The organism is Flavobacterium adiutor (assembly GCF_048282555.1).
Taxonomy (GTDB): Bacteria; Bacteroidota; Bacteroidia; order Flavobacteriales; family Flavobacteriaceae; genus Flavobacterium.
This window is the reverse complement of record NZ_CP182487.1, coordinates 804,990-818,085: the sequence shown is the minus strand read 5'-3', so window position 1 is coordinate 818,085 and position 13,096 is coordinate 804,990. Positions and strand designations below refer to the sequence as shown.

Genomic DNA, 13,096 nt, shown 5'->3' with positions numbered 1-13,096 from the left:
ATCATTATTTTTTAAATATTTTGAAAATATTTTTAATAAATCCTGTTTCCTTTTCCTCTTCATGATATCCATTTGAATAGGTTCCATAACTACCATAGTACCCATAACCATAGGCCGCCCCATATTTAGCCTTGTTTTCAAAACCATTCAAAACAATACTAACATTACTTAGTTCACCTCCTTTAACGCGGTTATTTAATAATGTAATCATTTCTTTTTTCGAATAATTTTGCCTAACAACATACAGTGTCACATCACTATACTGCATCAATTCTAATGCATCAGAAACAAGTCCAACAGGAGGCGTATCAAGTATTATATAATCGTATGTTTTTTTAAGTTCATCGATTAATTCGCCCATTACTTCACTTATAATTAACTCTGAAGGATTAGGAGGAATTGGTCCTGAAAGAATAACGTCAAGATAAGGAATCTGAGTTTTATTTACTATTTCATTGAGCGTTTTCTGCTTTATCAAATAATTCACAACCCCATATTGATTCACCAAACTGAATTCGTCTGCCAATCTGGGCTTTCTTAAATCCATTCCTATAATCACTGTTTTTTTCTCACTAAGTGCAAAAACAGTTGCAATGTTAATTGAGCAGAATGTCTTTCCTTCCCCACTGATTGAAGAAGTAAGCATTAATGTTTTTGCTCCGTCTAATTGCCTCTTTTTATACAAAAACTGCAGAGAGGAACGAATACCTCTAAACGATTCTGATAATGCCGATTTGGGTTTCTTGAAAACTGCTAAACTGGTATTTTCTTTATTGACACCAACAACCCCAATTAACGGAATATTGGTTTGACTGTTAATATCATCCGTATTTTGAATTGTATTATTAATAAAAAAAAGCAGAAAAACAATAATTAAGGGTATCAGTATACCTAAAAATAAAGCTAACACATAATTCACAGAAGTTTTCGGACCAATCAAACCTCCACCAATATCCTTCGCACTATCTATAAAATGTATATCGGATAAATTAGATGCTTTTACAATCTCAGCTTCATTTCTTTTTTGAAGAAACGTAGCGTAAATATTATCACTTAAATCATATTTTCTTTTGATTTTCAACAATTCTTGCTGTTCTTCAGGAAGTTTTTTAATGGTACTCTCCGCTTCGCTAATTTTATTGTTGACCAATGATAAATCATATTGTAAAGACGACTTTGCTGTAGCTATGTTTTCAAGTAAAACATTTTTCACCGCTATCATTTGATTGTCAAAATCTTTAAAAATCTTATCACTTTTTACAGCATAAGACATTTCAGATCGCTGAGCAGACAATGCGATAAGTTTGGAAACGTTTGTAATAATATTAGGATCTTCAATTCCTGCAACAGAAGGTGCAGGCAACTTTGAATAATCAGTACTGTTTTTCAAATATGCCTTTAAAGAATTGTAGTATGCGATTTTACGAGTTACCGCATCTCTTTCGACATCAAAATCTAGTATTTTCTTAGTGACCTTTTCTCCGCCTTCTTCTATCTCATATATATTTTTATCTTTTCTGAAAGATTTAAGCTCATTTCCCGTTTCTTTTAATTGAGACTCCATTGTAACAAGAGTACTATCTATAAAACTTATGGTGTTGGTAGCAAACTGATTCTTACTATCTAACTGGTTTTTTATCAGCATTTTAACAGTAGAGTTTAAATATTCAACCATTCTTGCTTTATTTGTTCCCTGTAATGATAGTTCCAGAATTGAACCAGCCTTCTCATCTGCTTCAACATTAATTGCTCTATATCTTGAAACAGTGGCATCAAAATCATTAAACTTTATAAAATATTCATTTCCTGTATAAAAACCAGGATTATCATTTATTTCCAGCTTCCAGTTTAAAAATGGTAACACAACATGTTCCCCAACTTTATACTTTTTCACAAATTCAACAGGCTGTACTGCTGTATTACTATAACTATTATCAGAATATTTAAATATTGATACCGAATTATTCTCAAACGGAATACTGATTTTATATTCGTTTGGACTCAAAAACTTAATACTGATTAAAGTACCAGCTAGTTGCGGTTTTGTTTTATCAATGTCAACGTAAAAAGGAACAGCACCGTATACATCAACCATATTATACTCTCCTTTTTGAAGATAATCAATATAGTACTGCAATTTATCTACTACTAATTCGTTATGAGATCTTGATTGAAGAATAGTAGAAATACCATTGACCTGATCTGAAATACCACCCCAGTTAAAAACCAAACTTGTATTAGAAGTAAAAAAAGGATTACTTTCTTCTTTAATCGAAATTAAAGTTTTCATACTGTAAATCTTTTCTTTTCGAATATTAACCTGGTAAGCTATCGTAAAGGCAATAATTAAACTCACAAGAAACAATTTCCAATAGCCGAAAATTTTGAGTAAAAAACCCTTAAAATCAAAACTTTGATGATTTTCGAAAATGGAAAAATCTTTTATATCTAACATCTTTTGGGTTTAGTTTAATTTTTGATAATCAAATATACCGTTGTAGCCAATGATAATAAGGTTATTATTGTACCTATTGACTGAATACCGGTCTGCCCTGTTCCCCAAGTTTTTTGCTTCAATGGTTTTACATACACATAATCATTGGGTTGCAAGTAGTAATAGGGTGATTTCATTACATTCATATCTGTAAGATCTATATCATTCATTTGTACACCAGTAGGTGTCTGACGTATTACGGTTACCGATTTGCGATTACCAACAGTCGTAATATCTCCTGCATTTGCAATTGCCTCCATAATAGTTACATGCTCCTGAAACAATGTTTTAGTACCTGTACTTCCTACTTCACCATTTATGGTATATCGGAAACCAGCTAATTTGACTGTAACAAAAATATTTGCCTCTGCTTTAAAGTATTCTTCAAGTAGCTTTTTTTCAATTTTAACCCGAACTTCTTCAAGTGTGTATCCAATTACGTTTATTTCTCCTAAAATTGGCATTCTTATATTTCCATGATCATCAACAGTAAACCCGTTAAAATATAATTGTGACTCGGACTTACCTCCGCTACCATTTTCATTTTCAGAAGCTTTAAAAATACCAACTAACTTAGGATCTATTGCTTTAATATCTACACTCAAAACATCGTTAACCTGCAATCTATAAGGTTTTGATTCAACTGCAGAAACAGTATTATCATTTACAGAAGTCCCTTTATCCTGCAAATACACTAAATCTTTTACGGGAATACATGATGTAAAAAGGGTAGTAATTAGTAATAAATAAAAACAGTTTTTTGTCATTTTTAAAATTTTATAAGCAAATATAACTATTCCTGTAATCATCAGGAAATCTTAATTGACTTGTAATTCATCTAATTGTTTTTGAATGTTTTTTCGAAAGGTATACGTTGTAAGATACTTCGCCCAAGCGTAACTTCATCAGCATATTCTAATTCATCTCCTACTGAAATTCCTCTTGCTATTGTAGAAATTATAATATCAGAATCAGCGATTTGTTTATAAATATAAAAATTTGTGGTATCTCCTTCCATAGTAGAACTTAGAGCAAAAATAATTTCAACCACTTTACCCAATTTCACCTTTTCAACAAGTGTAGTTATATTCAACTGACTGGGTCCAACTCCTTCAATTGGAGAAATCTTACCTCCTAAAACATGATAAATCCCTTTATATTGCCCTGTGTTTTCAATAGCCATTACATCCCTGATATCTTCAACAACACAAATAGTCTGATGATTTCTTACTGAATTGGCACAAATTTCACAAACTTTTGTATCTGAAATATTATGACAATTTTCGCAAAATTTAATATCCTCTCGCATATTTAATAATGCCTGAGACAAAAAAACGGTTTGCTCTTTTGGCTGTTTTAACAGATGAAGAACCAAACGCAAGGCCGTACGCTTACCTATCCCTGGCAATTGAGACATTTCGCCGACTGCTTTTTCTATTAATTTTGATGAAAATTCCATAAAAACAAAGGTAATGCTTTAAACCATTAAGTGTTTTTAAAACTTTAATACTCGTAAAGGCAAAAAGTTCTGGTTAACAATATTTCTAGCCCTGATGGAAACGGCATCCTTTTGTGCTGGGGTTCGGCGCAAAAGATATAGTGTACAGCAGGAAATAGCTTCTAAAAAAACTAATATTGATTTGTTGCTAATAACACTAATGTACAGGCAACTTCGACTTTGATATTGTTAAGTTCAAGTAGTTGATACAACTCAGGATTTTCAGTGCCCGGATTAAAAATCACCCTTTTAGGCTTAGCTTCCACAATATAATTATAGTAATCACGCTGACGAACCGGATTTAAATACAAAGTGACTGTATCTATATTTGTAACAGGAATCGCCTTTGTATGGATTTTTACTCCCGCAACTTCACCGCTATTTTGACCTATTGCCAAAACAGTATGTTGTTTTTGAATAAGCATATTAATTGCTTTAAAAGCATAACGCTCCGGTTTTGTTGTAGCACCGAGAACCAAAGTTTTTTTATTTTTCATTATCGCTAAATATATTGCAAAAGTAATCAAAAAGGCTCAATTTATCGCTTGTTATTCATTTAGAGAAACGAACAATAAAAAACAATATCCTAACATCATTTTCGAGTAAAATCTGAAAAATTAATTACTTTTACTTTACCAACTAAACACATTATGGATTTATTCATTTATTTATTTGCCGCCCTTTTCTCTGTATTAAATCCAATTGGAACCGTTCCTATCTTTGTAGGACTCACTCATGATGACACTGACATTGAAAGATCCCGAATTTCGTTATGGACAGCTATTAATGTTTTCATCATTTTAATAGTCTCTTTTTTTATTGGGCAATATGTACTGACTTTTTTCGGAATCAGTATTGATGCTCTTCGTATTGCGGGCGGGCTGGTGATTTTAAATTCAGGTTTCTCATTGTTATCCGGAAAAATCAGCAAGAAAAGAGGAATCAATAAAAAGATTGAAAACGATGCTCAAAAGAGAAATGATATTGCATTGACGCCATTAGCAATTCCGATGCTGGCAGGACCAGGATCTATTTCCTTATTAATTGCTTTTTACCAGGAACACCATGAAATTGAAGAAATAATCATTTCAAGTTTGGCAATTTTTGCAATCTCTATTGCAATTTTTATTATCCTAAAGAGCGCACACTATCTTGCACGAATTTTAGGGGCTTCAGGTATTGTTGCTATTTCCAGAATAATTGGTTTTATAGTAATTGCCATAGGAATTCAATACATAGTTAGTTCTATAATTAATATCATAAAAGGAAATCTGATGTAAATCTTCCAGATATATCTATATAAAAATTCCAAATTCCATACTTTATGATCAGTTATTGGAATTTGGAATTTCTTTATTTAAAAGTTTAAATTAACTTCTTGGCAAAAAAACTTCAGCCATCATACACCTTGCGCTCCCACCTCCACAAGCTTCAATCGTATCCAAGCATGAAGTTAAAATTTCGGCATGACTTTCTAATTGCGTAATTTGTTTTTCTGACAAACTCTGGTATGCAGATGTACTCATAACAATATATATTTTGTCATTCTTACCTCGTACTTCCAGCATATTACCTGCAAAGTTATTGAGTTGCGCTTCGGTAATTAAAATAATATCTTTTTTATCAGCTTTTAAATTCTCTAAAACCATTTTGCGCTCTTTTTTATCATCAATGCTATCTGCACAAATGACTGCAAAAGTTTCACCTATACACATCATTACATTGGTATGATAGATGAGTTTTCGTTCTACATTTACCGTTTGAAAAGCTTCAAAAATCACCGGAGCATAGTCAAAATCTTCACAGAACTCGATAAATAGTTCTTCATCTGCACGTGGTGACAACGCACAATATGCTTTCCCGTTAGCTCTGTCTAATATTATACTTCCTGTTCCTTCCAGAAAAACACCATCTTCTTCAGCAGATGTATAATCCATGATATCGGTAATCTCGAAACCTTTTTCTTCTAAAACGTCCAAAATATCTTCCCGACGTTCCTGACGTCGATTCTCAGCAAACATTGGGTATAATGCTACTTCTCCATTTTCATGAAAAGAAACCCAGTTGTTTGGAAAAACACTATCCGGGGTATCTGTTTCTAATGTATCTTCGATAACAGTCACATCTACTCCTACAGATCTGAGCTTTTCTACAAAAGCATCAAACTCCTGTTGTGCTTTTGCATTTACTGTACTTGGCAAAAGTCCGTCTAATACTTTTTGATAATAATTATTTACAGCAGTTTGTTCATTCATTCTGAATGCAACTGGGCGAATCATCACTATTGCATTAGTTATTTGTTTCATAATTTTTTATTTTTTTTTCAAACTTAACGTTTCGGATTCACAACAGAAAACCTACAACAGAAGGCTTAAAACTTGAAACTATTTTCAGTCTCTAATCAATGGCAAAGTTGAACATCTAAGCAATCCTTCCTGCTTTGCTATTTCAGCATACGGTATTTCTTCAACTATAAAACCTTTAGCCCTCAACCAATTGTTTAATCTTGTAAAATTCTTCTCGGAAACCACAACGTTTTCATCTATTGAAAACACATTAGAAAACATATTATACATTTCATTTCTTTCAATATGAAATAAATTTTCTTTACCAAAAAGCTTTACCAAATACGTATAGTCAGCTTCTTCACGAAAACCTCTCTTATAAATAATTCCTTTATCTTTTCCAACTGGTTGAAAACAGCAATCTAAATGTAAAGCATTATCACGTGCTTCAATTTTAGATTTAACCAGATCAAACTCTTTTACAATTTTATCCGGGAACAAATTTTTAATATAATTCACACCGTGCATATTGGTTCTTGCAGTTATGTAATCTTTATAATCACTGCCTTTATAGGTACCAATAAAAATATGATTATTCCAAAGCATAACATCTCCGCCCTCAATATGAACTTCCTCTGGCGGACGAACCACCTTAAAGGGATCTATTTCATCAATTACATACTGAATTGCATCAAGTTCTCGCTCTCTGTCAGGCAAAATGTTTGATTTAATAAAAATATCATCAATTACAAAACCTATATCTCTGGCAAAAATTTGATTATAATTCTCAATAATTTTCGGACGATAAACTTTTACTCCATATTTTTGAAAAACATTATCAAAAGCTTCCATTTCAATAACCATATCCTTTTCAAGAGGATAGGTTCCTGCTTTAATATGTTCCAATGATTTAGGATCATAAGCTTCCTCGATTGAAGGAGTTGGGCCATTATGAACAGCAGAACCCAAAACCACAGCACGCAATCTTGAAGTTTCGTTCTTAATATTTAATTGCAACATAATTATTAGATTTTGTTGCAAATATAAAAAAAAGCTCCACAGTTATGTGAAGCCTTCAATATGATTATTTATTCGATTTAAACTCTCTCAATGGGTGACCTATATAAATTTGTCTTGGTCTTCCAATTGGCTCTTTGTTTTCACGCATTTCTTTCCATTGCGCTATCCATCCTGGCAACCTTCCAATTGCAAACATAACTGTAAACATATCTGTTGGAATTCCTAATGCTCTGTAAATAATTCCAGAGTAGAAATCAACATTTGGATATAAATTTCTTGATTTGAAATAATCATCTTCAAGCGCAGCCGTTTCTAATTTTCTTGCAATATCTAAAATCGGATCCTCAACTCCTAACGTTTCTAATACCTCTTTTGCAGCTTTTTTAATAATTTTAGCTCTTGGGTCGAAATTTTTGTAAACCCTGTGACCGAATCCCATTAAACGAAATGGATCATTTTTGTCTTTTGCTTTCGCCAAGAACTTATCTGTATCACCACCGTCTTTATTAATTTCTTCCAACATTTCAAGAACTGCCTGATTTGCACCTCCATGAAGAGGGCCCCAAAGAGCAGAAACTCCTGCTGAAACCGAGGCAAACAAACCTGCATGTGAAGAACCTACCATTCTTACTGTTGATGTAGAACAGTTTTGCTCATGATCTGCATGAAGAATAAATAGTTTATCTAAAGCATTAACAATTATAGGATTTGCTTCATAAGGCTCCGTAGGGAGTTTAAACATTAATTGCATAAAACTCTCCACATATCCTTTTGTATTGTCGTAGTAATTTAATGGATATCCCATTGATTTTCTATAAGTCCAAGTAGCAATTACAAGAAATTTAGCCATTGTTTTACAAATAGCTTCATACATTTCTTTTTCATTATCAACATTAACTGCTTTAGGGTTGAATGCAGTTAAGGCACTCGTTAACGCAGATAAAACACCCATTGGATGAGCTGTTTTTGGAAAACCATCAATGATATTTTTCATCTCTTCATTTACTAAAGAATGTTTTTTAATATCATTTTCAAATTGCTCTAATTCTTTAGCTGTTGGTAGCTCTCCGAAAATCAAAAGATAAGAAACCTCTAAGAAACTTGCTTTCTCGGCAAGATCTTCGATTGAATATCCTCTGTAACGTAAAATCCCTAATTCTCCATCCAGAAAAGTAATTTCACTTTTGCAGGAGCCAGAATTTTTATAACCAGGATCAATAGTAATAATACCTGTTAAATCACGTAATTTGTTAATATCGATAGCGGATTCATTTTCGCTTCCTGTTATTACCGGAAGTTCAATTTTCTTACCATCTACTTCTAATGTAGCTATTTTTGACATAATATATCGGAAATAATTCTTTAAAATAATAATTTATCAAATCTAAGGAATTTAAGACTAATTAAAAAAGGAATAATGCTATGAATTTGTTAAAACCCCAAAAAAAAACCACTCGTTTTCACGAATGGTTTAATTCTACAATATAAGTCTTACAATTATTTGATCTTAAAAGCATTTAACCCAGGAAAATAAGCGGTACTTCCTAATTCCTCTTCAATTCTTAATAGCTGATTGTATTTTGCCATACGATCTGAACGAGAAGCAGAACCAGTTTTAATTTGACCACAGTTTAAAGCTACAGCTAAATCTGCAATAGTATTATCTTCAGTTTCTCCTGAACGGTGTGACATTACTGAAGTATAGCCAGCATTTTTTGCCATGTTTACAGCAGCAATAGTTTCAGTTAAAGTACCAATTTGGTTTACTTTAACTAATATAGAGTTAGCAATTCCTTTTTCTATACCTGTTGACAAACGGGCAACATTAGTAACGAACAAATCATCACCTACTAATTGTACTTTATCTCCAATTTTTTCAGTTAGAGCTTTCCATCCATCCCAGTCATCTTCGTACATACCGTCTTCAATAGAAATAATTGGATATTTAGCCGCAAGTTCAGCTAAATATTCAGCTTGTTCAGCAGAAGTTCTGATTTTTCCAGTCTCTCCTTCAAATTTAGTATAATCATATTTCCCGTTTACATAAAACTCAGAAGCTGCACAGTCAAGAGCAATCATAATCTCGTCTCCAAAAGTATATCCTGCTTTTTCAACCGCAAGTTTGATTGTATCCAATGCATCTTCAGTACCCCCGGCTAAATTTGGAGCAAAACCTCCCTCGTCACCTACAGCTGTACTTAAACCTCTATCGTGTAAAACTTTTTTCAAGCTGTGGAAGATTTCAGTTCCCATTTGCATAGCATGTGTAAAAGAAGTTGCTTTTACCGGGAAAATCATAAACTCCTGGAATGCAATAGGCGCATCAGAATGAGATCCACCATTGATGATGTTCATCATCGGAACAGGTAATGTATTAGCAGAAACTCCACCTACATATCTGTACAATGGCAATCCAAGTTCGTTAGCAGCTGCTTTAGCAGCAGCCAAAGAAACTCCTAAAATTGCATTAGCTCCTAATTTAGATTTATTTGGCGTTCCATCTAAATCGATCATTAATTGATCGATAGTGTTTTGTTCAAAAACAGAAGTTCCAACTAACTCTTCAGCAATAACAGTATTTACATTATTCACTGCATTCAAGACTCCTTTTCCAAGATAAGCTTTACCTCCGTCACGTAATTCAACAGCTTCATGCTCTCCAGTTGATGCTCCAGACGGAACAGCAGCTCTACCTAAAACTCCGTTTTCAGTTACTACATCAACCTCGATAGTAGGATTCCCTCTGGAATCAAGAATTTGTCTTGCGTGAACTTTAATTATAATACTCATTATTTTTGTTTTTTATTAATAAATTATATATATTTTTCGAAATTATAAAAATATTTAATACTATAAACTAATTTTAAACATTAAACATTTTTATTTATTAACTACATCGTTTTAGACCCGACTCCTTTTAATATTCTCTACAAATTGGTCAAACAAATATGACGAGTCATGCGGTCCCGGGCTAGCTTCTGGATGATACTGTACTGAAAAACAATTCTTATTTTTCATCCTCATTCCAGCAACCGTATCATCATTAAGATGTATATGAGTAAGCTCAAGTTCAGGATGTTCCTCCAAAGCTTCTCTTTTTACAGCAAATCCATGATTTTGAGAAGTTATCTCACCCTTTCCGGTAAGTAAATTTTTTACGGGATGATTAATTCCTCTGTGACCTCCAAACATCTTATAAGTCTTAACACCATTTGCTAGTGCAATTACCTGATGCCCTAAACAAATACCAAACAAAGGTTTGTCATCAGCAATTATTCTCTTCGCTACTTCAATTGCTCCAAAAAGAGGATCCGGGTCTCCAGGACCATTCGACAAGAAATAACCATCAGGATTAAATGCTGTCAAATCTTCATACGTTGAATCGTATGGAAAAACTTTAATATAGCAATCTCTCTTAGCAAGATTTCTCAATATATTCTTTTTTATCCCCAAGTCTAATGCTGAAATTTTGTAGGTAGCTTTTTCATCACCTATAAAGTAAGGTTCTTTCGTTGAGACTTTAGAAGCCAGCTCCAAACCTTCCATATCAGGAACAGTAGCCAATTCTTTCTTTAACTCCTCAATAGAAGTCCCATCCGTACAAATAACTGCATTCATGGCACCATTCTCACGAATGTAACTCACCAAAGCACGAGTATCAACATCAGAAATACAAATCAGATTTTGTTTTGTAAAATAATCCTCAAGACTTCCTGAAGCTCCTGTTCGGGAATAATTAAAACTAAAATTTTTACAAACCAAACCTGCTATTTTAACGCTTTCAGATTCAACTTCTAAATCATTTACACCATAATTACCTATATGCGGATTAGTAGTCACCATGATTTGTCCAAAATATGAAGGATCTGTAAAAATCTCCTGATATCCTGTCATTCCTGTATTAAAACAAACTTCACCAAAAGTTTTACCGCTAATACCGATAGATTTACCATGAAAAATAGTTCCGTCACTTAGTAATAAAATGGCGCTTTGTCGAGTTGTGTATTTCATTGTTTACTTTGTATTATTATAATCGTATACTGAATTTTAAAAACTCAGATGTAACTAGATATTTTGCAAATTTACTTTTTTAAAAGAGCGCTGACAAGATTTTTCAAAAATTTCATTCATATAAATAAAACCTAGTCAATTAAAAAAGTTAAATCCTGTTCTCAAAAAAAATCAAAAAAAAAGGATAAACTAAAAAATTAGCTTATCCTTGATTTCTATAGAATCATTATTTTCATAACTATTCAGAAGCTTCAGTAGTCGTTTCTGATTCAGCTGTCGGAGCTTCAGGAGTTGCCTCCTCAGCTTTTTTAGCCTTACCACCACGACGGCTTTTTGCTTTTTTAACTTCTTTTTTACCACCATTGTAAAGTTCATTGAAATCTACAAGTTCGATCATTGCCATATCAGCATTATCCCCTAAACGATTTCCAACTTTAATGATACGAGTGTATCCTCCTGGACGGTCTCCAACTTTAGCAGCTACATCTCTGAACAAATCTGTTACAGCGTATTTACTACGTAAGTAAGCAAAAACAATACGACGATTGTGAGTCGTATCCTCTTTTGATTTTGTGATTAAAGGCTCAACGAATTGTTTAAGCGCTTTAGCTTTAGCAACTGTAGTATTAATACGTTTGTGCTCTATAAGAGAACAAGCCATATTAGCCAACATAGCTTTTCTATGCCCTGTCTGTCTGCTTAAGTGGTTAATTTTTTTTCCGTGTCTCATGACGTGTTTTTTTTATCCTCATCTTGCTACAATCCACTATGGAGAGCAAAATATGAAGTAAATTATTCTTTATCTAATTTGTATTTAGCTAAATCCATTCCAAAAGTTAAATTCTTCACTGCAACAAGTTCATCAAGTTCAGTTAAAGATTTTTTACCAAAATTACGGAATTTCATTAGGTCATTTTTATTGAAAGATACTAAATCACCAAGTGTATCAACTTCAGCCGCTTTCAAGCAATTTAATGCTCTCACAGATAAATCCATATCAACAAGCTTAGTTTTAAGCAATTGTCTCATATGCAATGACTCTTCATCATACGATTCTGTTTGTGCAATTTCGTCAGCCTCAAGTGTAATTCTTTCGTCAGAAAACAACATGAAATGATGAATTAAAACTTTAGCAGCTTCAGTAAGAGCATCTTTAGGATTAATAGACCCATCAGTTTTGATTTCAAAAACTAATTTTTCATAATCTGTTTTTTGCTCTACACGGAAATTTTCGATTGCATATTTTACATTTTTTACCGGAGTAAAAATAGAATCTGTAAAAATTGTTCCAATTGCAGCATTCTGTTTTTTGTTCTCTTCAGCAGGAACGTATCCTCTACCTTTTTCGATAGTTAAATCGAAGTTCAATTTGATTTTAGAATCTAAATTACAGATCACAAGGTCTGGATTCAAAACTTGAAAACCTGAAATAAATTTTTGAAAATCACCAGCCGTTAATTGATCTTTCCCTGAAACAGAAATTGTAACTGCTTCATTATCGATATCTTCAATCTGACGTTTAAAACGTACTTGTTTTAGATTAAGGATAATTTCGGTAACATCTTCAACAACACCTGAAATAGTAGAAAACTCATGATCTACACCTTCGATACGAACAGATGTAATTGCATAACCTTCTAACGCTGAAAGCAAAACTCTTCTAAGTGCATTACCAACTGTCAATCCGTAACCAGGTTCTAAAGGTCTAAACTCAAATTTACCTTCAAAATCAGTTGAATCGATCATGATAACTTTATCGGGCTTTTGAAAATTAAATATTGCCATAAA

At 32.8% G+C, this 13,096-nt stretch carries 12 protein-coding genes; 1 reads left to right on the top strand and 11 read right to left on the bottom strand.

Features of this window, described 5'->3' with window-relative positions:
• Positions 1-4 precede the first annotated feature (4 nt).
• The 4 genes from ACNC7R_RS03475 to ACNC7R_RS03460 all read right to left on the bottom strand — a co-directional run bounded on the left by ACNC7R_RS03475 (position 5) and on the right by ACNC7R_RS03460 (position 4,489).
• On the bottom strand, positions 5-2,455 hold the full coding sequence (locus tag ACNC7R_RS03475) for a polysaccharide biosynthesis tyrosine autokinase (protein WP_417939598.1): 2,451 nt from the start codon (positions 2,453-2,455) through the stop codon (positions 5-7).
• A 14-nt stretch (positions 2,456-2,469) separates the two neighbouring features.
• Positions 2,470-3,261 (bottom strand): polysaccharide biosynthesis/export family protein, encoded by a 792-nt coding sequence (locus ACNC7R_RS03470; protein WP_417939597.1) that lies wholly within the window; start codon positions 3,259-3,261, stop codon positions 2,470-2,472.
• Between the two features lie 71 nt (positions 3,262-3,332).
• Positions 3,333-3,953, bottom strand: coding sequence for a recombination mediator RecR (gene recR / locus ACNC7R_RS03465; protein ID WP_417939596.1), 621 nt, complete (start codon positions 3,951-3,953; stop codon positions 3,333-3,335).
• Positions 3,954-4,123: 170 nt separating this feature from the next.
• Positions 4,124-4,489 (bottom strand): CoA-binding protein, encoded by a 366-nt coding sequence (locus tag ACNC7R_RS03460; protein WP_417939595.1) that lies wholly within the window; start codon positions 4,487-4,489, stop codon positions 4,124-4,126.
• A 153-nt stretch (positions 4,490-4,642) separates the two neighbouring features.
• On the opposite strand from ACNC7R_RS03460, the gene ACNC7R_RS03455 reads away from it, so the two are divergent.
• Positions 4,643-5,272, top strand: a complete 630-nt coding sequence (locus ACNC7R_RS03455) for a MarC family NAAT transporter (RefSeq protein WP_417939594.1) — start codon at positions 4,643-4,645, stop codon at positions 5,270-5,272.
• A 90-nt stretch (positions 5,273-5,362) separates the two neighbouring features.
• Here the strand turns inward: ACNC7R_RS03455 and ctlX are convergent, their stop codons facing one another.
• From ctlX to ACNC7R_RS03420, 7 genes are all read right to left on the bottom strand, one after another.
• The gene (gene ctlX / locus ACNC7R_RS03450; RefSeq protein WP_417939593.1) at positions 5,363-6,298 is read right to left on the bottom strand and encodes a citrulline utilization hydrolase CtlX; all 936 of its coding nucleotides are present in this window, start codon (positions 6,296-6,298) and stop codon (positions 5,363-5,365) included.
• A gap of 84 nt (positions 6,299-6,382) precedes the next feature.
• Positions 6,383-7,297 (bottom strand): dimethylarginine dimethylaminohydrolase family protein, encoded by a 915-nt coding sequence (locus tag ACNC7R_RS03445; protein WP_417939592.1) that lies wholly within the window; start codon positions 7,295-7,297, stop codon positions 6,383-6,385.
• Positions 7,298-7,361: 64 nt separating this feature from the next.
• Positions 7,362-8,639, bottom strand: coding sequence for a citrate synthase (locus ACNC7R_RS03440; RefSeq protein ID WP_417939591.1), 1,278 nt, complete (start codon positions 8,637-8,639; stop codon positions 7,362-7,364).
• Between the two features lie 155 nt (positions 8,640-8,794).
• Positions 8,795-10,087, bottom strand: coding sequence for a phosphopyruvate hydratase (gene eno, locus ACNC7R_RS03435; RefSeq protein WP_184165573.1), 1,293 nt, complete (start codon positions 10,085-10,087; stop codon positions 8,795-8,797).
• Positions 10,088-10,198: 111 nt separating this feature from the next.
• On the bottom strand, positions 10,199-11,308 hold the full coding sequence (gene carA / locus ACNC7R_RS03430; protein ID WP_417939590.1) for a glutamine-hydrolyzing carbamoyl-phosphate synthase small subunit: 1,110 nt from the start codon (positions 11,306-11,308) through the stop codon (positions 10,199-10,201).
• A gap of 238 nt (positions 11,309-11,546) precedes the next feature.
• The gene (gene rplQ / locus ACNC7R_RS03425) at positions 11,547-12,038 is read right to left on the bottom strand and encodes a 50S ribosomal protein L17 (protein ID WP_417939589.1); all 492 of its coding nucleotides are present in this window, start codon (positions 12,036-12,038) and stop codon (positions 11,547-11,549) included.
• 62 nt (positions 12,039-12,100) lie between these two features.
• Entirely contained in the window at positions 12,101-13,093 is a 993-nt protein-coding gene (locus ACNC7R_RS03420; protein WP_026109818.1) for a DNA-directed RNA polymerase subunit alpha, read from the bottom strand.
• Positions 13,094-13,096: the final 3 nt, after the last annotated feature.